The sequence below is a fragment of the Actinomyces sp. HMSC075B09 genome, assembly GCF_001812395.1.
GTDB lineage: Bacteria > Actinomycetota > Actinomycetes > Actinomycetales > Actinomycetaceae > Gleimia > Gleimia europaea.
The window spans coordinates 790,961-813,948 of record NZ_KV808731.1 but is presented as its reverse complement, the minus strand read 5'-3'; the positions used below and the strand labels follow the sequence as shown (position 1 = coordinate 813,948).

General features: G+C 52.9%; 17 protein-coding genes and 1 pseudogene. 4 read left to right on the top strand and 14 right to left on the bottom strand.

What is annotated here, in order from left to right; translation table 11 throughout:
* Window positions 1–62: 62 nt before the first annotated feature.
* Window positions 63–1,244, bottom strand: coding sequence for a hypothetical protein (locus tag HMPREF2854_RS04440; RefSeq protein WP_083309373.1), 1,182 nt, complete (start codon window positions 1,242–1,244; stop codon window positions 63–65).
* Window positions 1,245–1,488: 244 nt separating this feature from the next.
* Here HMPREF2854_RS04440 and HMPREF2854_RS04435 point away from each other — a divergent pair, with 244 nt between their 5' ends.
* Window positions 1,489–2,745 carry an anaerobic sulfatase maturase gene (locus HMPREF2854_RS04435; protein WP_070619438.1) on the top strand — a complete coding sequence of 419 codons (1,257 nt, stop codon included), beginning with the start codon at window positions 1,489–1,491 and terminating at the stop codon, window positions 2,743–2,745.
* Between the two features lie 36 nt (window positions 2,746–2,781).
* Here the strand turns inward: HMPREF2854_RS04435 and HMPREF2854_RS04430 are convergent, their stop codons facing one another.
* The 7 genes and pseudogenes from HMPREF2854_RS04430 to HMPREF2854_RS08890 form a co-directional block, all read right to left on the bottom strand.
* Window positions 2,782–4,293 carry a sulfatase family protein gene (locus HMPREF2854_RS04430; RefSeq protein ID WP_102218052.1) on the bottom strand — a complete coding sequence of 504 codons (1,512 nt, stop codon included), beginning with the start codon at window positions 4,291–4,293 and terminating at the stop codon, window positions 2,782–2,784.
* Window positions 4,280–4,993, bottom strand: a complete 714-nt coding sequence (locus HMPREF2854_RS04425; protein ID WP_148130890.1) for a hypothetical protein — start codon at window positions 4,991–4,993, stop codon at window positions 4,280–4,282. Before HMPREF2854_RS04425 ends, HMPREF2854_RS04430 begins: the two co-directional genes overlap by 14 nt.
* An 18-nt stretch (window positions 4,994–5,011) precedes the next feature.
* The gene (locus HMPREF2854_RS04420) at window positions 5,012–8,860 is read right to left on the bottom strand and encodes a right-handed parallel beta-helix repeat-containing protein (protein ID WP_070619426.1); all 3,849 of its coding nucleotides are present in this window, start codon (window positions 8,858–8,860) and stop codon (window positions 5,012–5,014) included.
* Window positions 8,861–9,091: 231 nt separating this feature from the next.
* Window positions 9,092–10,327 (bottom strand): family 20 glycosylhydrolase, encoded by a 1,236-nt coding sequence (locus HMPREF2854_RS04415; protein ID WP_070619423.1) that lies wholly within the window; start codon window positions 10,325–10,327, stop codon window positions 9,092–9,094.
* Window positions 10,324–11,160, bottom strand: coding sequence for a carbohydrate ABC transporter permease (locus HMPREF2854_RS04410; RefSeq protein WP_070619421.1), 837 nt, complete (start codon window positions 11,158–11,160; stop codon window positions 10,324–10,326). Before HMPREF2854_RS04410 ends, HMPREF2854_RS04415 begins: the two co-directional genes overlap by 4 nt.
* Window positions 11,160–12,089: a carbohydrate ABC transporter permease gene (locus HMPREF2854_RS04405; protein WP_261666655.1), complete on the bottom strand. Its 930-nt coding sequence runs from the start codon at window positions 12,087–12,089 to the stop codon at window positions 11,160–11,162. The genes HMPREF2854_RS04410 and HMPREF2854_RS04405 overlap by 1 nt, the downstream gene beginning before the upstream one ends.
* A gap of 61 nt (window positions 12,090–12,150) precedes the next feature.
* Window positions 12,151–13,296: pseudogene (locus HMPREF2854_RS08890) on the bottom strand (extracellular solute-binding protein).
* A gap of 375 nt (window positions 13,297–13,671) precedes the next feature.
* Here HMPREF2854_RS08890 and HMPREF2854_RS04395 point away from each other — a divergent pair.
* Complete coding sequence (locus tag HMPREF2854_RS04395; RefSeq protein WP_070619417.1) at window positions 13,672–14,823, top strand: ROK family transcriptional regulator; 1,152 nt, start codon at window positions 13,672–13,674, stop codon at window positions 14,821–14,823.
* A 154-nt stretch (window positions 14,824–14,977) separates the two neighbouring features.
* Here HMPREF2854_RS04395 and HMPREF2854_RS08725 read toward each other — a convergent pair whose 3' ends face one another.
* From HMPREF2854_RS08725 to HMPREF2854_RS04380, 4 genes are all read right to left on the bottom strand, one after another.
* The gene (locus HMPREF2854_RS08725) at window positions 14,978–15,127 is read right to left on the bottom strand and encodes a hypothetical protein (protein ID WP_158237803.1); all 150 of its coding nucleotides are present in this window, start codon (window positions 15,125–15,127) and stop codon (window positions 14,978–14,980) included.
* Between the two features lie 124 nt (window positions 15,128–15,251).
* Entirely contained in the window at window positions 15,252–16,034 is a 783-nt protein-coding gene (locus HMPREF2854_RS04390) for a sulfite exporter TauE/SafE family protein (protein ID WP_102218055.1), read from the bottom strand.
* Between the two features lie 133 nt (window positions 16,035–16,167).
* Window positions 16,168–17,193, bottom strand: coding sequence for a class II fructose-bisphosphate aldolase (fbaA, locus tag HMPREF2854_RS04385; protein ID WP_016444689.1), 1,026 nt, complete (start codon window positions 17,191–17,193; stop codon window positions 16,168–16,170).
* Window positions 17,194–17,298: 105 nt separating this feature from the next.
* Window positions 17,299–17,973, bottom strand: coding sequence for a TrmH family RNA methyltransferase (locus HMPREF2854_RS04380; RefSeq protein ID WP_070619411.1), 675 nt, complete (start codon window positions 17,971–17,973; stop codon window positions 17,299–17,301).
* 126 nt (window positions 17,974–18,099) lie between these two features.
* Here HMPREF2854_RS04380 and HMPREF2854_RS04375 point away from each other — a divergent pair, with 126 nt between their 5' ends.
* Window positions 18,100–18,957 (top strand): HAD-IIA family hydrolase, encoded by an 858-nt coding sequence (locus HMPREF2854_RS04375; protein WP_070619408.1) that lies wholly within the window; start codon window positions 18,100–18,102, stop codon window positions 18,955–18,957.
* 142 nt (window positions 18,958–19,099) lie between these two features.
* Here the strand turns inward: HMPREF2854_RS04375 and pyrE are convergent, their stop codons facing one another.
* A complete protein-coding gene (pyrE, locus tag HMPREF2854_RS04370; protein ID WP_070619646.1) occupies window positions 19,100–19,666 on the bottom strand; it encodes an orotate phosphoribosyltransferase in 567 nt (188 codons plus the stop codon).
* A 167-nt stretch (window positions 19,667–19,833) separates the two neighbouring features.
* Here pyrE and HMPREF2854_RS04365 point away from each other — a divergent pair, with 167 nt between their 5' ends.
* Complete coding sequence (locus HMPREF2854_RS04365) at window positions 19,834–21,255, top strand: YkvI family membrane protein (protein ID WP_070619405.1); 1,422 nt, start codon at window positions 19,834–19,836, stop codon at window positions 21,253–21,255.
* A 41-nt stretch (window positions 21,256–21,296) separates the two neighbouring features.
* Here HMPREF2854_RS04365 and HMPREF2854_RS04360 read toward each other — a convergent pair whose 3' ends face one another.
* Window positions 21,297–22,928 carry an MFS transporter gene (locus tag HMPREF2854_RS04360; protein WP_070619402.1) on the bottom strand — a complete coding sequence of 544 codons (1,632 nt, stop codon included), beginning with the start codon at window positions 22,926–22,928 and terminating at the stop codon, window positions 21,297–21,299.
* Window positions 22,929–22,988 lie beyond the last annotated feature (60 nt).

The following is a 22,988-nucleotide window of genomic DNA, read 5'->3' as shown; positions in this document are numbered from 1 at the left end:
AATAATCCAGTCCAACTTCCGGGGGACACTTCAAACCGGCTCACCCCACCATTTCGTAAACGTTACTCGCCCCTACGCTTCTTCGTGCGTTCAATCAGGTACTTCGAAAGCATGACCTCGGCAACCGAGTCGATTAGCATCATCGACCCCACGACACCGCCGAGCTTCACCCAACCTGAACGCGGCTTTGCACTACGGAAAGCGTTTACCACCAGCGTGGCACCAATCGCGGCCTCAACACTGGCAATCACGCGCACAATACTGGGCTGTTCAACCGCGACCTTATGGTAGGTCTCCCAAACCGGGTTGCTTGCAGATTCTGGCTCCAGCAAAATCTTGTCCACGCTACGACCAATCGCATTCGAAATACCGCGCGCATAGTGCATTTCAAGGCCCGGAATATCATCAGCTGACTCGTCTTCTACCAGGTAGGTTGCGATCTGCGATGGCACTCCAAGCGCCCTGACAAAACTGGCAACTGCACGCGACCCGCGCAACTGAGCGGTGCCCTCCGCCGCAGCCACGTCCGCACCCGGCACGGCCTCGGCAATCCTACGCAAGTCCGAAGTAGCTCCAACGAGCTCCTCCGCCTCAGCCCCAATCTTGTCGCCACTGTGGCCTGCCGCGAGCGTCCTCGTAGACATCGACCAGTTGTAAATCGTTTCCGTCTCTTCGTCATCGTCAACGGCGAGGCTGGCAAAGAACTCATCACCCGACGTCATTAGCGTCACGCGCGGGAACTGGCCAAAGTCGCCCACATTCTGCGCATACTGCGCGTCATACGCCAAGGCCTGCCAACCGTTATCAAGCTCAACAGAAGCAACATCAATGCCAAGAAGAGCGGCCGCAAGCGGGATGGAAGATTCGGGAATCTTCACCAGCTCTACGATCCTCATTGGTTCCTCAGCCAGCTCCGGGGTGTCTGAACCAACTTCGGCATCTTCAGGAAGAGCATCTGCACTGACCTCATCGATCATCACTTCCGCATTGAACTCGTTGGCAAGATCAAGCGCGAAATCTTCAATCTCAACCACCGGTGCGATCTCATTTGCATCGTTTACCGCGGCCAGGCGGCCGCCTTCTTCCGCGAGCGTTAGGCCCATCAAATTCGGCGTGCGATCGTACCAGTCGATTGTCGCAACCACTTTGGTTTTTGTAATGAAGTCGGCAACCACCTTCGGATCCAGGTGTTCGGCAATAATAACGCCTTCAATTCGTGTCCAGTTGGGCAGTGCGTGTTCCAAAGTGGCCTCCTAAAGTCTACTACCTACCATCACACCACGAACGTGGAAGTTTTAACAGGTATACCGCAAGTTTACTCGCGTATTCACGCGAAAATGGCAAGTAGCGTGGCTCAAGCTCGCGACGCAAACCACTGCTAGTAGCACCCCAAAAATTAGTGTCAGTTGGTACGGCTTAGCCCGGTGAGACAGGCGCGAGTTTTTGACGTCACTAACCGACGAAAATCAAACCTGACATACTTGGTGTATGCGCTCGCTTCCGTACACCGTTGTCACTAAACCGACAGGTGCAGCTTGCAACTTGGACTGCACCTACTGTTTCTTCCTGTCCAAAGAGTTGCTGTACGACCACGGGTCGCAGATGATGAGCCCCGAAACCCTTGAGACCTATTTAAAGGCGTATTTGGAGGGCCAGCCCGACGGGCCGGTTACAGTCATCTGGCAGGGCGGCGAGCCCACCCTGCGAGGATTGGACTTCTATCGCCTGGCTGTGGAGCTGGCTGAGAAATATCGCTGCCCTACCCAGCAGGTGTCGCACTCAATGCAGACTAACGGCACATTGCTAAACGACGAGTGGTGTGAGTTCCTAAAAGAAAACAACTTCCTGGTCGGCATCTCCATTGACGGACCGAAAGACATCCACGACTCGTTTCGCGTGAATAAGGCTGGGCGCGGCAGCTTCGACCAGGTCGTACGCGGATGGAACCTGCTACAAAAACACGGTGTGGACACGAATATCTTGTGCACCCTGCACGCCGCGAACGAGGGCCGCGGCGCGGAGGTCTACCACTTCTTCACCCGCGAACTGGGCGCAGAGTTCCTCCAGTTCATCCCCATCGTGGAGCGCGTCCCCGAGAAATACCTGCCCCTGGCCGAACAGGGGTGGTCCACAGACCGTAAGCGTCGCCTGCTTTATAAGCAGGAGGGCGATACTGTGACCTCGCGTTCCATCACACCCGCCGGTTTCGACGAGTTCCTCCGTGACGTTTTCGACGAGTGGATCAAGGCCGACGTGGGACGAGTCTTCGTGCAACATTTCGATTCTATGCTGGGGAACCTGTTCAACCAGCCGAGCGTGTGCGTCCACTCACCTACGTGCGGGATGGCGCTGGCCATTGAGCACAACGGTGACGTTTATTCGTGTGACCACTACGTCGAACCCGACTACCTGTTGGGCAACGTGACGCGCGGCGAAAAGTTCCAAGACATTTTGCGCTCCGATTTTCAGCGCCACTTCGGGGAATCCAAGTACACCTCCCTGCCCACCAAGTGCCTAAAGTGTCCGGTTCGGCGCTTCTGCCACGGAGGTTGCCCGAAAGACCGCTTCATCGAAGACGGCGATGGCGGTTACAACCTGAACTACCTGTGCGACGGTTACTTTGACTTCTTCACCTACGCGAAGCCCTGGATCATGGGCATGGGGCGCCTGCTTCGCATGGGTCGCGAAGCAAAAGACATTATGGACCCGCAGGTCGCAGGGCGCGTGGTTCCCAAGGTCAAATAACGGCCCTAATTTGGTTGAATTATACGAGAACGGAGCTTAGGCACGGTCTAACGCAACATCGTAATCAGAGTTAGCTGTTGAACCTAGGTTTACATCGATATCTGCCATGGCTCCCATCCATTTAGCAAAAACCGTATCCCCACGATCGACCAGGCGACGGTAAAGCTCCGTCTCCAACCTGCGCCTCACATTCTGGTATACAGGCGTGTCGTAGACATTAGTTAGTTCATACGGGTCCCGCTTCAGGTCATACAGCTCTGAACGAGATTCTGGGGAGAACACCAATTTGTAGTCCCGGGTCCGTAACGCTCGTTGCTGAAGTGGGAAGTGGTGACCGTGGAATTCGAGGACAATGTCCTCCCGCCAGGGTTCTAGATCCTCACCGCGTTCAAGCGCGACCAGATCGAGCAATGATCGTCCGTCCTCGACCTTCTTTGCGTCTAAACCTGCCAGGTCCATGATCGTGGCTGGAATATCCAGGATAGAAACGAATTCCACTGTCTGCCCGCTACGATCGATTCCTGGAATGTGCGCGAAAAAGGGAACGTTATAGATGTCTTCATACATCGCTGGCCCCTTATCGTTCATCCTATGAGCACCCGTAAACTCACCATGATCGGCAGTGAAGAAAATAGCGGTTTCATCTGCCAATCCCAGCTTCTGTAGCTCGTCCAAGATAAGACCGATTTCATGATCGATCATCGCAACGTAGCCCCAATAGATCGCGATTAGTTTTCGCCACTGTTCATTTGAGAACGACGATGTTGACCAGTAGGTCGCATAGTTCGCTTGGATGGGCGGTTTATTGGCGAAGTTTTCCGAAAACGATGGGGGCAACTCAACGATTTCTGGGTCTATGAGGTCAAAATACTCGTCCGGAATAATGTACGGAAGGTGTGGCCCAAAGTAATGAACATCGAGAGAAAACGGCTTGCCTGACTCCTTATAATCTGCGGCATATTCACGTAAACGTTCAATAGCCAACTCCGTCAAGAATCGTTCAAAAGTGGCTTCCAACGGCTGCTTTAATCGAGCAGCAATTGTATGACCGGGTTTGCCGCCCGGGAGGGTACCCTTCCACTCGTCTTCAATACGGACACCGGGCAGATTATTGTCCTTTAACCACTGTTGGTAACGATCGTTGAGGATTGGATTAATGGCTCCAATCATCGAATCGTCATCCATACCAAATGAGTCAGGCAAGTAGTTCTCTCCGGCATGGTATTTTCCAACGATCCCAACGTTGTACCCGTTATCTCTCAATTCCTGCGTGTAGGTCCACTGGTCTGGTGTCAGGTCCGCCTGATAACCGATATTCCACTCATGGTTCGCCAAAACCCGATGTTTGAAGGGATTCTTACCCGTCATAAGTGAGGCCCTAGCGGGAGTACAAATCGCAGTCGGCGTGTATGCAGATGTCGCCGCAAAACCATCGTTAGCAAGTTTGTCTAAGTTTGGCGTACGCGCATTTGGATTTCCCAGTGCACCAATAGTGTCAACGCGGTGCTGGTCGGTCATTATCACCAGCGCGTTCTTAACGTTCTCCATTTGAAAGTTCCTGTTCAATTCGTTTATCTACCAGCTGGAACGTTGCTGCTTGAACGACGTCCTCGAATTCGTAAATTCCGCCATCTATTCGCGACAGTATTTCAACCTCAAACGTTCTCCCATCAGGTAGTTCTACGACCTGCCGCTCTCCCAGAACCATCTGATTCATGGTTGCAATCAGCTCACCAAAATGTTCTTCGACGGCCTTTACATTTTCAGCATTTACGTCTAGTTCAAATGCAGCTCTAGCTCTTCCCTTTTCCCACGGGATTACTTGCGCTTTTATTTGATCTTGGCGTTGGAACTGATTTCGGTTTTGCTCGTAGTAGTCTCTTACTTCATCCAAAGTCACATCGTTACGGAATTTCTCTCTGAGTTGTGTTTCGAGCTGATTTAAGTGTTCGTTGTAGGCGTTCCAGATGACCATTTCGTCACCTTCTGAGAGTCCCTTACCTTGATCCTGACTTAGAAGGTCGTTCACTGAAGAGCGCATCGTAATCCCTTCATTGCCAGCCAGATCAATCAACGCCTTCTCACGCGCTTTGCGCTCAGCGTAAACCTGTTCATCATCTCGATGGGTAGTTTCGTAAACGGTGTCGACGAACTTCGAGTTCTCTGCGCTAGAGGTGGGTGCGCAACCTGCCACTGTGAGCAGGGCGATTAGCGCACCCACCACCAGACTCATATGACGCAATTTCATTGCGGTACCACTTGATTGCTACAGGTTCTTACGAACTCTGAGCAATGCCGCGCCAGTTCCTAAGAGAAGCAAACTTGCCAAAGCTATTACGCCAACACTTCCGGATCCCGTAGTAGGGAGTCCTTCTCGGCTTGTGTCACTCGATTCAGGGGCATTGACCGGCCCTTCTGTAACCAGGCTTGGCTCGTTCACGCCGTGGTCGGTTCCCTCTGGAGCCGGACTCGAGTCAGGGGTTGTAGTAGTCTCTTCTCCCTCAGATGGATCCTGGGACGGATCATCTGCAGGCTCCGTTGTGGGCTTCTCGCTCGGATCCTCCGACGGTTCCTCAGATTGAGTAACGCCTTGGATCGCACCAATAGTCAGGCCCTGGCTCACAGCTTCACCTGAACGGAACAGGGTTTTGCCCTGCGGTAGCGCGGTTCCCAAGAAATCTGAACCATAGCTCACACCGGCCACGCGTGGCAGATACTCTCCCGCAACAAAGTCAATGCTTTTACCGCTTCTAGTTAGTTTATGAAGAGCATCTGGAGCCATATCTCGCCTATCGGTAATTGACCCACCGTAATGCTGCACCACTTCGTTCACCGTCATGCCGGCATTGTGCAAGGGCGATTCTTCTGCTGGTACATAACCATCAAAGTGGTTTGCTACATTCCTACCAGCCTTAGGCTCTGTAGCGTTGGCATTGTCCGTTGGCGCCGAACCTACTGCGGGTAGCAGAGGATCTTCAGTTATGGCGTTTTCCTCCTCTTCCGGTGGTGTTATTCCACCGAAATAGGCGTTATTAATTAACTTCGTCTTTGTCTTCATCTCCTCTGGATCTCCCACATAGAAAGCTTGGCCTTCGGGATAGTGGAAGATGTTGTTGAACAGGTAGACATCACGGTTACCCGTCCCTGCCTTCCAGTTAGCGAGATCCAAAACTCCTCCGCGACCGGTCAGAGCCACATCGGAATAGATCGTGTTGTTGTAAATCATTGTTCCCGCGGCAGTTCCTCGGGCAAACTCAAAGGTCTTATCCGCATCATTTTGACTTATGTTGTATCGGATAGTCGGAGCAGTATGGGGGAAACCGTTCATGATTAGCATGAATCCGCCCTCATTATTATGCGAGTAGTTGTACTGCATGACGCTGTAAGAGCTCACGTGGTCGCAGTCAAAGCCCTGCCCATCCTGAACTCCATGAGTATTGGACACCTCGTTGTACTGGACAACAGTATTAGTCGCTTCAAACGGCCAGATACCTGCGTTATACCCAGTGTTCTGGTATCGAGAATGACGTGCCAAGTTGTATTCAACAAGTGCTCCGTCGGTATCGCGGACTGTGATCGCGTCTCCGCCCATGTAACGCAGCACGTTGCCACGCACTACAACGTTTGTAGAGGGATACCAATGCATCGGAACGTTGGGAGCATTTTCCAAGGACTGGTTAGCCCAATGAGAGCTGACGAGTTTAATGCCTGAACGATCTATTCGTTCCAACGTATTGTTTGCGATTAGAACGTCGTCGTATTTGGTCGGCACTCCATAAAGCTGACCGTCATTGATATCCGCTACAACATCGAAGAAAATACCGCCGTTCCACTTCGCCCTCAGATTGCCATTGATGTCGTGAATGAAGAGATTCTGTAAAGTAATGCCATTTACGACTCCAAAGTCTCGAGCAGAAACGTTGACCGCGCGGAGATTTATGGACGCGTTATTAGACTGATTGAGTCCAAAAGAAGAGGAATAGCCAGGATGCGTATTCGCAATATCCAGATTCTCAATCGTGATGAATTCCTGGTTATACAAGGAAACCACGTTCTCCAATATGCCCTCACCATTTAGTTTCGGCAAGGGGCCTTCGCCGTAATCGCTTACGGTAATTCGAGCATCCACAGTTCCTGATCCACCAAACTTTAGTAACGCATCCTCACCAGTAAACTCGCTGCCTCGTTTCAACAGGATCTTGTCACCCGGATTGAAAACACGATTCAGATTTTCAAAAGACTTCCATGCCTCATCAGGGGATATACCTGATCTAGAGTCATTCCCCTCTGTCGAATCGATGTAGTAGGTTTGGGCGTCTGCGTTTTTAGGTACGAAATTGGCGACTAGTACGAAATCTTCTTCCAGTCCAGCGGGTACCGTAAATTCATTACCCTCAATGGCTTCACCTTCATAAGAGATCGATTCCAGTTCGAAACCACCCTTTGGAAAAGCCTTCAGCTCCAGCTTTTGCCCCGATACAACACGGTAACTATCAAGCGTCAATGTGCCACTCTTCAGGTCTGGGTCATCTACACCGTCATTGGTTTCCTTCACGTGCACGGTTACGATTACGGGCTTACGCACAACACGGAGGTTGTCGATTCCTACAGTGGCGTTTTCCGTCATGTTGATAATGCCTAGTGCCGGCTTGAGTGCGGACCAATTGGCAGAGTCGACGTCTGAGTCTTCATTCTTATAGCTCAAAATAGGTTTATTATTTGCCGATACCGACACCACATCATCATCAACATCGATGACAAGTTTCCGGGCTGTTTGATCAAATGAGTACGGTGTTCCTGCAAGTTCGACGTTGGTCCCGTCAGTACCCAACTTACGAATCATCAGCTTGCTACCGTTCAGTGCGACTACATACCGGTCACCAAGATCTCCCATTCGAAACGCGATTTGGACTGTGCCCGCAGCCGGGTTTGCCTTTCGGATATCCATTTCAATCTGATAGTTCTTAGGCTCGAGCCATTCGGAGTTATCGACGACTAGAGCAGCCGGGGTTGAACCCGAATTCAAAAGCAATTCACCGTTGTTGATTTCAGCTTGCCGCGCGTCGCTTAACGAATATTTTCCATGTTCGTTAAAGTCACCTTCGAAATAATCCTTAAACAGGACGTTCGGGTCATCAGGCTCTGTAATGAATTTTGCGACTACAGTGACGCTTCCAGTCTTGTCGTTAAACGCGAACCTATTGTCCTTGATAGTCAACAGGCCATCGGTTGGTGTTCCGGTCTCAGTTACATAAGAATCGTAGCCATCGAACACGTAGCCCGGTTTTACATCATATGAAAGAGTAACTTCATCACCAGCGTCACCCGAGGTTCGATTTGCAGTAAGAGTTCCGCCAGCGGTATCCGCGTTAGTATCGATTTCCCCATCAGTCTGCGTCTTTAATGTCAGCTCATATTTGCCCGTCGACTCAGATTCCTCTGTCGAAACCCTAATATGATCGACCGCGTAGTGTTGTTTCGGGAACTGCGAAGCTACCAGCACTCGCCCCTGCGGCGCATCTTGAATGCCGGGTACTTCAATATCTATATATTCTGTTCCGTTTATTGATGCGGAAACACGGTCGTTGCTGACCGTTATTGACACCTCGTGCGGCTGGCCACCCATGTTAACAGGCATATCAACGTTCTTAACCTGCGTTAAAACAGTTGTTGAACCGCCAACTACTTGTTCGAGTTTAAGCAGTTTATTTGGCCCATCCCACGTCACCTGGTACCGATTAGTTGCATCTGTGTTACTGAGGAATCCAAACTTTAGTGCTGCGTTTGTATGTTCCGCACCAATAAAAACGTCGAGATCCAAGGTGAAAGTATCGGCCAGAATAGAGTCCTTAGACAGGATCCTATTTTCCGGCCCTCCACCTTTAACCATCACCATATTCTGTTGGAACAGTATTTCAGTCGCTTGGTTTGCAGCAGTTACAATCCAATTGGCGCCGTCATTACCCGTGAAGTCATCTTCGAAAACAACTCGAGCGTCGGTTTTTGGCATGCTCGGCATCAGACCGGTAGAACCTGAGGCGGAAGATATAGGCACAACTACCCCAAGCACTAATAAAACTAACGCCGCAAATGAAGATATCGCTTTGCGAACCATATTTCATCACCTTTGATGTCATTTTGTTACGTTACTGAACACTTTAGCAGTTTTTTGGCTCATACTTTCGCGTTTCCGCGAGAACATATGGCACTCTGCTATTTGTGTGAACACTTTTGAAGTGTATAGAGCGGAACTAATTAATCAGCAAAGCCCCAGAACGTAACTTCGACTACGTACCTGGGGCTTCACCTTTAAACACGTTAAACGACCGAGAGCTCAACCACGGAGCTAAAGGATCCCAGATTCTTGAAGGACTCGATACTCCTCAGCTATACGCTTTTTCGCATCGTTAAGAATCTTCTCAGAAGCTAATCCTTCAGCTAGCTCTGAATCCGGATTCCATATTCGTTCTGCCACGGCCAGGAATCTTGGAAACATCATTGACATCAAGTCACTTTCATCCAATATGAACTCTGACCACAGGCAGGTTTGGATTCCTTTAGCTTGTTGCTTGCTCACCATCGGTAGTGGCGCTGTCAAAATATTGTCAACACTTATCCCGGGTAGCATTCCTTTCTGCGGCACTTCACTATTGGGATCAACTCGGTTCAGGTAGAGGAAACGCGCGTCTGCACACACAAGCGGATTCTGTACTTTATCCACTCGAGCTTCCGCCCTATCCTCATCCCAGGCAATTATGAGAATCTCAGGATCATCGCTAATTTCTGCTACTTCATCCCAGGCAACCAGCTGCCGGCCGCGTCCTCGGACTTCTTCTTTTGCGATCTCCAGGAACCAATTTTGAAGACTCTCAACTTTGTCGACGTCACGGCGCTGAAGCCAAGAATCTATGTTCGGATCCGACTCCCACTGCTTATAAGCGCACTCATCGCCACCGACATGAATCCACCGAGAAGGAAGCAGGTCCATGATCCTATTTAGGATAGTGCGAATGAACTGTGCAGCTTCATCGGTCGGCCACAACAAGTCATTCCTCGCTGGCCACCACATGTGCTCACGCATTGAACCCTCAGGTAGTGGCAATCCTTCTGGCCTCCCTAGACGCGGGTAGGCCCTGATTGCCGCCATCATGTGTCCAGGCAGATCAACTTCGGGGATGATTTCTATCCCAAGTTCTTCTGCCTTGGATCCTATGCGGCGGATCTCCTCGTCCGTGTAGTAGCCATTGCTCCATTTGTGAGGAGTCTGCTCCAACGCCTTGGCCAGCGTGTCATCGTACAGATTTGTGTAATCATCAAAACTGTTGCGAGGTAGATACGCTGAGACCTCGGTTAGCAACGGATACTCCGGCACATGGAACCGCCAACCGGCGTCGTTCGTCAGATGCCAATGGAACTTGTTGAAGCCATATCGACTAGCCAGTTCTAAGACTTTTATTATCGTTTCCGGTTCAAACCTCGTTCTGGCGGAGTCGATCATTAAACCACGCCATTCGCACTTTTGATTCCGCCCTTCGACAGGGCCAACCAAAGGCTTTGGCAGAGACTGAAACTGTTTACTCATCCCTTAACGGCTCCAGCCACCATGCCCTGCGAGATCTTGTTCTGAATCAAAACGAAGACAATGATCACGGGAATGGCAATCAAAGTTGCACCGGCCATCACGCCACCCCAGTCGGTTGCCTTGAGACCCTGCTGGAAAGACTGCAACCAAATCGGAAGTGTAACTGCAGAATCCTTGGACAACACGATAAGAGCCAGGGTGTATTCATTCCAAGCAAACAGGAAACCGAACACTGAGGTCGCCACAATACCCGGAACCAGTAGAGGCAGGGTGACGCGCCTGAAAGCTGCCAACCTGGTACAGCCGTCTACCATTGCAGCTTCTTCGAGGTCGATTGGAATACCGTCTACAAAGCCACGCATCATCCAGGTAATAAAGGGAACGATGGAACCAATGTAGAGAACCGATAGGCCAATGACTGAGTTCAACAGTCCCCAGCCGTCAAGCATGCGGTACTGCGAGATGAATAGAGCTTCTGCGGGGATCATTTGAACAATCAAAATCGAGATAATCATGATCGTTCTTCCGCGGAAACGGAATCGGGATAGGGCCATTGCGGCAAGAATTGCACCGGTCGATGCAAACAAAACGGTGAGGGTAGCTGCAATTGCAGATGCCTTTAGAGCACTGAAGAAGTTTGAGTCTAACGCGGTGACAAAGTTTTGCCAGGTGAACTCATGTGGCACCAAGTGAGGCGGCCAAGACATAAGCTCAGATTCGGATTGGAACGCTGAGTTCACCATCCAGTAGACCGGTACCAACCAGACTACAGCGACTATTATGGCTGCGATGTTTGACCAAGGGTGCTTACGGAAGCGGGTATCGGGGTTCATTATTCAACGCCTCCCTGACGGTACAGCATTTGTAGGTATTTGAACGTCATGGCAAGGGTTAGTAAGAGGATGACCATAGCTAGTGCCGAAGCAACGCCGTAGTTACCCTGCGCAATACCGGTTTGGTAGACGTAGGTGCCCAAGAGGTTGGTTTCGGATGCGATACCACCCGCTTGTTGAAGAACGTAGATTTGGGTAAATACTCGGAGGTCCCAAATAATCTGCAGGACACCAATCAACGCGATGACGGGCAGAATCATAGGTAGCTGAATACGCACGATCTGCTGACGCCAGGATGCGCCATCGATCTGTGCAGCTTCCAAGATTTCTCCGGGAACCTGAGCCAATGCCGCATAAATGGTGATAGTTACCAATGGCATTGACGCCCAGATAATGACTCCAGACGCGATCAGGTAGAAAGTCCAGAAGTTACCGCCCAGCCAGTTAAAGTTGTTAAAACTTTCTAGACCAAGCGAAGTCAACGTGTAGTTGAGCAGACCAGAGCGCGGGTCTACAAGCCATTGCCAAACGGTCAAAGATGCAAGCGCTGGCATAGCCCACACGATCACCAAGGTCGTGTTCAAAATAGTGCGGACCACTTTTGAAAGCCTGAGCATCAAGACTGCGAACAAGACGCCCAGCGCCATGGTGATTCCTGCTGTCCATAGACAGAACAAGAGTGATTTTACGAAGACCGTCCAGAAGTAAGGATCAGTCAAGATCTCTTTGTAATTCGCCAGTCCGGCCCACTCCGCAGGAGCACCGAACTGTTGTGCCAGACCGAAATGCTGAAAGGACATTACAGCCTGACGAACCAACGGGTATCCCAGAGCTACCAGCACCATGATGATTGCAGGTGCAAGTAACAACCACGGGGCAACCGACCTTAACCGACGCTTTTTGATTGGACGTCGCGACGTTGCTGTCAACTCCTCTTTTTTCGGCGGGAGCGGCCGGACTGGCGCATTACTCATGATTAACCCCGCTGATTCACTTGTTCAGCACGGACTCGAGTTCATTGTCGAAGGAGGTTGCAACGTCGTTAACATTTTCTCCCTTGGCAATGCGAGTGTAGAACTCGTTTAGCTGCGTTGCGCCGAAGTTAACGCCCCACTCAGGGCTGTTCGGAGTCAGCTTAGAGTTATTAATAATGTCTGCTGCGATATCGCCGAAGGGGCCAGATACGGCCTCACCGTAAGCAGTGTTGCCGGGGACCCAACCGTCCTCTGCAATCTTGGTCTGGAACCCTTCGGAGAAAATGATTTCAAGAGCAGACTTAGCAAGTTCCGGGTAGGGCGAATTTGCAGCTAGAGCAATGTTTGAACCGCCTGCAAAAGTGGCTCCCGGTTCGCCCGGAGTCTTAGACGGGATAGCGAAGACGCCAACCTTACCGTCGTCCCATAGCTGTTGATCAATCTTGACGCCAACATTTCCGGTACCGATCAGCATGCCGACCTTGCCGTCGTTAAAGTAACGCTCGAAGGACTTCTGCCCCTGCTGCGAGTCAAGTGCGTACTGAGTACCCTTATCGAAAACTAGCTGCGCATTTTCCAAAGCCTTGATAGATTCCGGGGAGGAAGTTTTACCTACCCACTTATCTCCGTCTTGCTCGGCGTACTCAAAGCCCTGCGCGAAGAGGTAGGACTCAACACCGTGCGGATCAACGGCTGCTAGGTAAAGACCCGAGAAGTCATCGACGTTCTCCGGATTAGCTTCCTACAGATCGATAGCAGCCTGGGTGAACTCATCAATGGTTTCAGGAACTTCGATTCCTGCCTGCTCGAATAGATCAGTGCGGTAGAAAACGCCACGAGCACCTGCATACAGCGGGTAGGCGTAGATCTTGCCATCAACGGTTGACGCATCAACGAAGGACGGAATCAGGTCATCTCCACCCAGCGTTTCCTTCATATCGGTGACGTCGGCAAATGCGCCGATCGTAGTGAAGGAAGTCGTCTGAGTGTTGCCGATCTCTACGAGGTCGGGGCTTTCATTCTTGGATGCAAGCGAGGTCTGTAGCTTAGAAACGATGCCGTCCCACTGCTGAATCTCGATAGCAATGTCGGCTTCGGGATTCTGTTTCTTAAACTCTTCGGCTAGGTAGTTTTGGGCATCTTCGGAGATCGATCCCTCCATAAACCATACGCGCACAGTACCAGTCTGATCGCCAGCGCCTGCATCTGAGCCCTCCGAGTGAGTTCCTCCTGATCCACAAGCTGCAAGTGCAAATGTAGTTGCAATCGCGGCTAGGCCTGTAGCCATTTTCTTGATTTTCATTTTTCCTCCAGGAACATACATGACAGCTTCGTCATGCTGAGTCGGATGATTCGGTCCGACTTCTCTGCTTTGAGGTTTGGACCAATTCAAATATCCCGCAACAAAGCGATTCCGTCAAGCAATTAGACACATTTGTATGAAATCGTTATATTTCCACTCTCAGCAAGACGGTTTCCGTTAAGGAACTGTGCGGTGTAGCTCATATTTTCTCAATATCCAGGTAAGATTAGAGCCATGGCCACTCTTCCCCCTAATCTGTACAGGCTCTTGCGAAGGCTGATCAAAGACGGCCCTACTTTCCGTGCTGAGCTTGCAAGGTCCCTTTCCCTCTCCCGCACGACAGTCACAAACCTGGTTAATCAACTCGAAGAGATGGGATTCGTAGAAGAAGAGGATCACGCTGAGGGAAGCTTAAAGAACCGCATTTCCACCACCCGCAATTTGGGCGTAACTGCGGCTGTTGTCTTTCACATTTCAAAGTGCTCGGTAGCTATTGCAATCCCGGATGGGCGCATATTTGCCACAGAAACTGTGGCTCTAGACCTAAATCGTCCGGCAAAAGAACGAACATCGCAGGGTGTTCAACTTCTTGACAGAATGCTCAAGGATCATAAGGTCGACGACAAGCTTATTGCCATTCACCTTGCCGTGGATACGCAGATAGACGCCCGTAAAGGCCGCGTGTATCCGTCACTTGCTTCGGCTCGTTGGCTGGAGGCTAATCCGAAGCAACTTTTTGAAGAATCATTCGGAGTCAATGTCTATATCGAAAACACAGCTCGCCTCCGTGGACTTGCAGAATACCGTTGGGGCGCTGGTCGGGACCACGAAGACGTCTATTACGTTGAGCTCTCGCACGGCGTAACTTCAGCGCACATTACAGATGACACCATTCATTCCGGATATCGAGGTGGCGCAGGAGAACTTGGACATACCGTCTTCGACTGGAGCGGACCACTTTGCGAGTGCGGTAACTATGGCTGTCTGCAGCAGTATGTTTCGATCCCAGCTTTAGTTCGCGACGCAAAGATACTTAATCTGCCCGTAAACAACTTGCAGGACCTTCAGAAGTTAGTTTCGCAGGGCGATTCTAAAGCTAAAGAACTGATATCGAGAACGTCCAAAATATTAGCCCGTAGCCTGGTCAACATTGCTAACTTGCACGATCCTGAAGTCATAGTCTTAGCCGGTGAGGTTTGTGAGCTTGACGAATCCTTAGCCGAATCTGTTGAAAATATGCTCCGTCGCCTATCCCTTCCTTTGGTCGGTGAGAACATTCAAGTTCTAACCGCACACTTGGAAGACCCGCATGGCATGACGGTTCGCGCAGGAATCGAATCACTACATCTCAACGACGAGGTCATAGATCACGTCCTCGCCTTCTAATCTTCACTTAGCACACCGGGACCAACACGCTTTTCAAGTTTGCGTCCCATTAATAAATGTTGCGCTGCACAGTTCGGCTCTTGGAGCGCGCACTCCGTGATTACCGACATTGCGCAAGACTTCCCGCAAGAATCGCGCTCTGCCCAGCCCAATCTCAAACCGATAGGCCGGCCAACTTACGATCCTGCATCGCCAGAGTGAGTCCAATGAGGTTCGGAGTGCGCTCGTACCAGTCCATCGCAACAACGACCTTCGTGGAGTTGATGAAATCAGCAACTGCTTTTCGGGTCCAGGGGCTCGGCAACGATAATGCCTTCAGTGCGTGTCCATTGACGAATATCTTCCGCCATCATGGCTTCCTTATTAATTAGCTATATCCCTCTCACCATGAAATCGCCAAGTTGTCCGTCCAGATGGATATATTTTCTCTAACCAATCATGCGCACGCCCGTAGCCGCCGCGGTCGCAACACAAACCACGGCCAGCAGGACGCCAAAAATAATCGTGAGCTGGTGCGGCTTAGCCTTATTCGACAGCGGGCCGCCAATAACACCGCCACCCATCGAACCCAGCATGAAGCCGATTACGATCTTCCAGTCAATGTCGATGGACTGGCCGTAGCGCGAAGCTAAACCGGCTGCGGAAGCCATGATCATAACCAGCAGGGATGTGCCCGACGCTTCGCGCATTCCAAACGCCAGCACCAAAGTCAGCACGGGCACCACCATGAATCCCCCGCCGACACCAAAGAAGCCCGTCAAGAAGCCAGTAGCAGTTGCCGCCACAATCACCGCCAGAATCCCACGGGGCTTTCGGGCTGCGACCTCGTCGTCAGAAATCTTGCGCTCCTTCAAGCCCTTGTGGATCATCACGACGCTCATGATGGCAAGCATTACGGAGAAGAGGATCATCAGCACGTTGCCATCAACGTATGCCGAGAGTCGCGCACCAATGAATGAGCCCACGACCGAGATTCCACCGAAGATGAAACCTTCGCGCAGGCGCACGTTCTTGTGGCGAATTTTCTCCGGTAGAGCAGTCAGCGCGGTAGCCAAAACGATTACCAAAGATCCGGCAGCCGCCGCGTGAGGCGTTTGATGAAGCAGGTACGTGAGGGCGGGAACAGCCAAGATACCGCCACCGGCGCCAAGCGCTCCAACGACAACGCCAACGGCGACACCAATAATCACTGCGAAAGCTATTATGGCCACGATCTACCTTCCCTCCCCGACGATCGGGTTTCTAAACTCTAAATTTTGCCCATCTATACGTCTTCGTCAAACGACAAAAATGTTCCCGCACGGAAACCGTGCGGGAACATTCCTCTAAGTGACTAGAAGCGACTTACTTCATCTTGGTGCCAACGGAGCCGAGGCGCTCACAAGCCTCAACAACGCGAGCAGCCATGCCAGCCTCAGCAGCCTTACCCCACGAACGCGGGTCATAAGACTTCTTAACGCCAACCTCGCCGTCAATCTTCAGAACTTCGTCGTACTTGCGCAACATCCACTCGGCAACCGGGCGGGTGAAAGCGTACTGGGTGTCGGTGTCAACGTTCATCTTGATAACACCGTTCTCAACCGCTGTGCGGATCTCTTCAGCAGACGAGCCCGAACCACCGTGCATAACCAGGTCGAACGGACGATCACCAGCGTTGTACTTCGCACCAACCTCTTCCTGAATGGTGCCCAGAATCTCCGGACGAAGCTTCACATGGCCAGGCTTGTAAACACCGTGGACGTTGCCGAACGTAAGAGCAGTCAGGTAACGACCCTTCTCGCCAAGGCCCAGAGCCTCAACCGTTGCAATACCATCCTCAGTGGTGGTGTACAGCTTCTCGTTGATCTCGCCAACAACGCCGTCTTCCTCACCACCAACAACACCAATCTCAACCTCAAGAATGGTGTGCGACTTCTGAGCAAGATCAAGCATCTTCTGCGCGATCTCCAAGTTCTCCTTCAACGGCACAGCCGAGCCGTCCCACATGTGGGACTGGAAGAACGGAAGGCGGCCAGCCTTAACCTCTTCAACCTCGAGCTCCATGATCGGAATAATCCAAGAATCAAGGTTCTGCTTTGCGCAGTGGTCCGTGTGAAGCGCAACCGTAACGTCGTAGTTCTTAGCAATCTCACGAGCGTACGCAGCCATTGCAAGCGAGCCAGCTACGCGGTCCTTAACCGTGGAGCCAGACCAGTACTCGGCGCCACCAACCGAAACCTGGATAATACCGTCAGACTCGGCCTCGGCGAAGCCTTGAATAGCGGCCGTCAAGGTCTGCGAAGAAGTAACGTTGATCGCCGGGTAAGCGAACTTGCCTTCCTTCGCACGGTCCAGCATCTCGTTGTAAACTTCAGGGGTTGCGATAGGCATTAATTGCCTCCTTGCCTAGACATTTTGACTTCTCCATTATCCCACATTTAGGTTCGCAATGCTTTAGCGTCCAAAGTCTTGACAAGCCTATTCGGCTTGCCCCCGCTACGCGCCTTCTGGATCGCTCCCATGCTGTATAACCCACGCCCACATAGCAATAGCCGCAGCGTGCCCCACATTCATCGACCGGCTAGAACCATACTGCGTTATATGCAAAACAGATTCGCACGCCCGTGCCATATCCTCACTGAGACCCGTGGACTCCTCCCCCATCACCAGCACGCACTTATCTGGAAGCTCCCGGCCCTCCAACGGCCGAGACCCCTCAATATTGTCAATCCCAATCACGTGCAAACCGCGCGAACCCACATGGTCCAAGAACTCATCGATCTCAGGGTGGTGTACGACTTCCAAATACCTGTCCGTCACCATCGCCCCGCGCCTGTTCCACCTGCGACGCCCCACAATATGCACGCGGCGGACCCCCAAACAGTTTGCCGTGCGCACAATCGACCCAATGTTGAAGTCGTGCCCCAAGTTTTGCACCGCAACTTCAAGCCAATCCGGCCTGCCCACGCTGTCTAGGAAGCCCTTAATCGCCTCATTCGACCAGTAGCGGAAGCGGTCCTCCACATTGCGCGTATCACCCTCGCTAAGTAGCACCGGATCATACTGATCGCCCTGCGGCCAGTTCTCTTCACCACCCGGCCACGGCCCCACGCCGCTACCAGGAACCGACCGCACCTCATTCTCGTCTATTTCTGCCACGCCCTCGAACATACAAACAACGCGGGAAACCGTCAAAGCCAGTCTCCCGCCGTGCACGAGCGTGCACAAAGCCCGCGATCATCTACCTTGCAATAGCTTAGAACGATAGGCTAAAAGCAGTTACAGAAGGAGACAAGTATGGAAACCACAACAAACTTTTCACTAGACGAAATGCCCCCAATCACCTCGTGGCTATCCGACATGGACGGCGTTCTTGTGCGTGAAGAACGTGCAATCGACGGAGCACAAGAATTCATCGACACTCTGCACGAGCTGAACATCCCGTTCCTCGTATTCACCAACAACTCGATCTACACGCCGCGAGACCTGTCCGCGCGCCTCGACAACTCCGGCCTACACGTGCCCGAAGAGCACATTTGGACGTCGGCGCTTGCAACCGCAGCGTTCCTGTCCCAGCAGTCGCCAAACTCGTCCGCATTTGTCATTGGCGAGGCCGGACTCACCACCGCCCTGCACAGCGCCGGCTACGTGATGACCGAGACCAACCCCGAATACGTTGTGCTTGGCGAAACTCGTAGCTACGACTTCAACGCCATCACTCGCGCCATTCGCTTCATCGAAGCTGGCGCCAAGTTCATTGCCACCAACCCGGACGTCACCGGCCCCTCCGACGAGGGCGTTTTGCCCGCAACCGGATCCGTGGCCGCAATGATCACCAAAGCAACCGGACGCAGGCCCTACTTTTTAGGCAAGCCCAACTCGATGATGCTGCGCGCCGGCCTCAACAAGATTGGCGTCCACTCTGAAGTCACCGCCCTGATCGGTGACCGCATGGACACCGACGTGCAAGCCGGCATCGAAGCGGGCCTGCGCACCTTCCTCGTTCTCAGTGGTTCAACGAGCGAAAGCGAGATTCAGAGCTTCCCGTTCCGTCCCTACCGAACCAAGAACTCGATTGCCGACATGATCGAGGTTGTGCGCGAAAACCACCGGCTAGCCAAAGAAGCAGGACTGCTCGAAGAATCCGGCGAGTAGGACGTAGCGAACCCTCGCGAAGTGTTAAAAATTTGTACACGTTTGCGCGACGTGTACAAAATTCGCGAAATTTTTAAGACGTTATCGGGACGTGTACAAAATCTGTACACGTCCCGATTAGGCGAAAGTGAAGATGCTCAGATTAGGCGAGGCCGAGGTCTTCCAACCCCAAAGCGTTCAAATACTTGTAGCCAGCGCCCTCGATGACCTCGCGCGCCCCCGTATCGCGGTCCACAATCACCGCAACAGCTAGAACCTGCGCGCCCGCTGCCTCAAGCGCGCGAGCCGCCTGCATCGGAGAGCCACCAGTGGTCGAAGTATCCTCCAACACGATCACGCGCTTACCCTCAACAGAAGGCCCCTCAATCTGGCGCTTCATGCCATGATCCTTGGCCTCCTTGCGCACCACGAACGCATCAACCGACAGTCCCCGCGAGGCCGCAGCATGCAAAATCGCCGTCGCAACCGGATCCGCACCCATCGTGAGGCCACCCACGGCATCAAAATCATCCGGCGCGAAACCATTATCCTCAAGCATGTCGAGCATCACGTGCCCCACCAAAGGCGCCGCCTCATGATGAAGCGTTGCCCTGCGCATATCAACGTAAAAGTCAGACTCCTTACCCGAAGCCAACGTCACCTTCTGGTGAATGACAGCAAGCTCTTTAACAAGTTCGGCCAGGCGGGCCTTGCGCGGATCGTTAGTCATACCCCTATCGTAAGCGAAAGCCAGCGCCCCCTCGAAAACCACGCGATTAACCTAACCCGCGCCCCGTTTCGTTACATGCGCAACGAAAATCCCCAAACCTGCGCAAACTCGGTAAAGTAAAAACACCGAGGCGTACCAGCCGCCAAATCTACACAGCTGGCACCAACATGAACCGGCAAGTAATAACCGTTGCGATGGCCTTCGTGGGCCTAGTAGTAGGCGCGGGATTCGCATCAGGTAAAGAAATCCTCCAATACTTCGTAGGATTTGGCGTCCAAGGAATGTGGGCGGTCACCCTCGCGCTTATAATCTTCGGAATCGCAGGATTCGCGATCCTCCAGCTCGGTTCCTTCTTCCTAGCCAGCGACCACAACCGCGTGCTAACTGAAGTTTCCCCGCCCATCACGTCCCGCTTCTTCGACATCCTCATCACCATCACGTTATTCAGCATGGGCTTTGTGATGATCGCCGGCGGAGGCGCCAGCCTGAACCAACAATTCGGAATACCTGTCTGGGTGGGATCAGCCATCATCACCGTCCTGGTAATCCTGGTTGGAATGCTTGACGTAGACCGCGTGACCACAATCATCGGATCCATCACGCCGTTCATCATTGTGCTGATCGGTGGCGCGGCGATTTGGTCATACACGCACGTAGACTACTCATTCACGCAGCTGAACGACATGGCGCTTGAAATTGGATCAACCCTGCCAAACTGGTGGGTTTCCGCCGCAAACTACGTGGCTCTGGCGCTCGCAATGGCCGTATCCATGTCAATCGTGATGGGTGGCCAAATCCGCGACCCCCGCGTAGCGGGACGCGGCGGCATGCTGGGCGGCATCATCTACGGCCTGTTGATCCTCATCTCGTCCTCCGCCCTGTTTGCACAAATCGACAAAGTGGGCCACTCTGACATGCCCACTCTCATGCTGCTCACCAGCATCCACCCCGCATTTGGCACCGTCATGGCGTTCGTGGTTTTCGGCATGATCTTCAACACCGCTATCGGCATGTACTACGCCCTTGCATCCAGGTTCTCGAAGGGCGACCCAAAGCGCTTCCGCATCTGGCTAATCTCGATGGCTCTGGTTGGCTTCGTGATCTCATTTGTTGGATTCGAAACGTTTGTGAGCTACCTATACCCGGTGATCGGCTACGCGGGCATGCTTTTGATTCTGCTACTGGTAGTGCACTGGGTGCGAAGCCGAGAAGATATTCGTAAGGAAATCGCACGCCGTATGGCCATCCGCAAACTCTTGCGCCGCCTGATGCGTAAAGACAAGCACTTCCATCAAGGGCATGCAGACCAGCTTGCCGAGGCGATTGAGCAATCACCGGTTGAAAATACAGACCTGCAAACCAGCTCCGTGCTCGAAGTGGTAGACGAGTTGGAAGATGAGGGCCTGGCCTACGACCATCCGGCAACGATCGACTTCGAAGAGATCACCAACGTAGAGCTTGAAGAGGACGCCCTCGACGACTACGAAGAGCCCGAAACCGATGAGGTAGCCGAGGAAGTTGTCCGAGCGGAAGAAACGAATGAGGCTCGCCCCTCGGCGGAGGAAACTAACCCAGAAAAGCCCCTCTAATCGTTAGCGCAGGCTGGCGCATGCAGTGGAGAACCACCTCTTTAATCTGACTTGCGAGCCGCGAGCCAAACCATAATCGACCCCAATAACCCGACGCCGAGGAAAGTTGCGGATACCCACAGGGAAGAGCGGGTTGCCTGCGCAAAACCGCCCACCAGATGACTCACCAGCTCAGAATCAGCGCCCATCTGCTCGCGCAGTTGCAACAGATTTGAACCCGCCGAAGCCTTCGTAGCAGCGATCAGATCATCCAGCTTTGCGGCGGGCAAATTGACCGAGAACAGCGCGTCCGGCAACGAACTACCGAGCCCCACCGCGAGCGCGCCGCCCGAGAACGCTGTGCCAAGCGCCGAACCAACCTGACGAACCGTGGACTGGGTTGCCGAACCTTGGCCAGATTTAGTGACTGGGACGTCCCGCAAGATGGTGCCGGTCAGCTGCGCAGACGCGAGACCCAGACCAAGACCGTACGCAAGAAGAGGGGCAACGAGGTAGGCCAGGGACTTGGCCGGATCCATGAAGGAGGCAAGAGCGGCAACTCCTGCAAGCTCCAGACCAAGCCCTAAAATGACTGTACCTGCCGGGCCGAGCCTGGCTGCGATGTGGCGCGCAAGGCCTCCGGATATGAATGCTCCCAGAGCCATGGCTGCGAGAATCAGGCCGGCATCTATCACGCTGGTCCCATACGCGTTGATGAGGTAGAGCGGAAGCACAAACAGCAGGGCGAACTCTCCGATTGCAACCGTTGCGGCCGTGAGATTGCCCCACGAGAACGTGCCGATTGTGAACATCGATAGGTCCAACAAAGGGCCGTTGGCGCGCTTAGCTAGATGCAACTCCCACCAGATAAACAGCGCGAGTGCGACCAGCGCGATCGCTAGTGAAATGGGTACCACCGAGATCGCTGAGGCCTGCGTCCATGTAAGACCGAGAAAGCTGAACTCTGAAGTGGGTTTCCACCACCCCACGTGCGGTCCCTCAATGATGGAGAACACGAGGCTACCAAGCGCCAGACTGGAGAGCACGAAGCCCTGCACGTCGAATTTCCCACCGGCCTCACCCCTGGTTTGAGGAACAACCTTGAGGGCAAATAGTACGAGTAGCGCACCCAGAGGCAGGTTCACGTAAAAGATCCAGCGCCAGGAAACCCACTCGGTTAGCACTCCTCCAAGCAGGGGACCTATCGCGGCGGCTCCGGAGATTACCGCGCCCCAAATACCAAACGCGGCTGCGCGATACTTGCCACGAAAGAGGGCATTCACGGTTGAGAGCGTAGCCGGCATTATTCCCGCAGCGCCTACTGCCTGCACCGCGCGGCCTGCCAGGAGCGCAGCGGCCGACCCGGCAACACCTGCGACCGCAGATCCCGCCATGAAAATGATCATGCCAATCACCAGTAACCTGCGCCGCCCAAGCCGGTCTGACGCAGAACCACTGGCAAGTAGCAGCGCGCCCACGATCACCGCATACAAGCTGTTCACCCACTGGGCATCCGCGAGCGTCAGTGTTAGGTCCCCAATGATTTTTGGCAGCGCCACGCCCACGATCGTGCCGTCTAACACGATCACTCCCAGCGAAGCGGCGAGCACCGCCAGCGCACCCCAATCTCGTTTTGAGGGCGCCTGCACTACACCCGTTTCACCGCTTGATTGCGCCCTTTGTGCGTCCTGCACTTCCCCTCCAACACTACGAAACTTCTACTTCCATAGTGGTGAGGCAAAGCGCGGGCCACA

Bases quoted from the DNA above. Each gene is read 5' to 3' on its own strand.
- HMPREF2854_RS04365 (WP_070619405.1), top strand. From the start codon at position 19,834: ATGAACCGGCAAGTAATAACCGTTGCGATGGCCTTCGTGGGCCTAGTA.
- pyrE (WP_070619646.1), bottom strand. From the start codon at position 19,666: ATGACTAACGATCCGCGCAAGGCCCGCCTGGCCGAACTTGTTAAAGAG.
- HMPREF2854_RS04375 (WP_070619408.1), top strand. From the start codon at position 18,100: ATGGAAACCACAACAAACTTTTCACTAGACGAAATGCCCCCAATCACC.
- HMPREF2854_RS04415 (WP_070619423.1), bottom strand. From the start codon at position 10,327: ATGAGTAAACAGTTTCAGTCTCTGCCAAAGCCTTTGGTTGGCCCTGTC.
- HMPREF2854_RS04425 (WP_148130890.1), bottom strand. From the start codon at position 4,993: ATGAAATTGCGTCATATGAGTCTGGTGGTGGGTGCGCTAATCGCCCTG.
- HMPREF2854_RS04420 (WP_070619426.1), bottom strand. From the start codon at position 8,860: ATGGTTCGCAAAGCGATATCTTCATTTGCGGCGTTAGTTTTATTAGTG.
- HMPREF2854_RS04435 (WP_070619438.1), top strand. From the start codon at position 1,489: ATGCGCTCGCTTCCGTACACCGTTGTCACTAAACCGACAGGTGCAGCT.
- HMPREF2854_RS04430 (WP_102218052.1), bottom strand. From the start codon at position 4,293: ATGGAGAACGTTAAGAACGCGCTGGTGATAATGACCGACCAGCACCGC.
- HMPREF2854_RS04410 (WP_070619421.1), bottom strand. From the start codon at position 11,160: ATGAACCCCGATACCCGCTTCCGTAAGCACCCTTGGTCAAACATCGCA.
- HMPREF2854_RS04380 (WP_070619411.1), bottom strand. From the start codon at position 17,973: ATGTTCGAGGGCGTGGCAGAAATAGACGAGAATGAGGTGCGGTCGGTT.
- fbaA (WP_016444689.1), bottom strand. From the start codon at position 17,193: ATGCCTATCGCAACCCCTGAAGTTTACAACGAGATGCTGGACCGTGCG.
- HMPREF2854_RS04395 (WP_070619417.1), top strand. From the start codon at position 13,672: ATGGCCACTCTTCCCCCTAATCTGTACAGGCTCTTGCGAAGGCTGATC.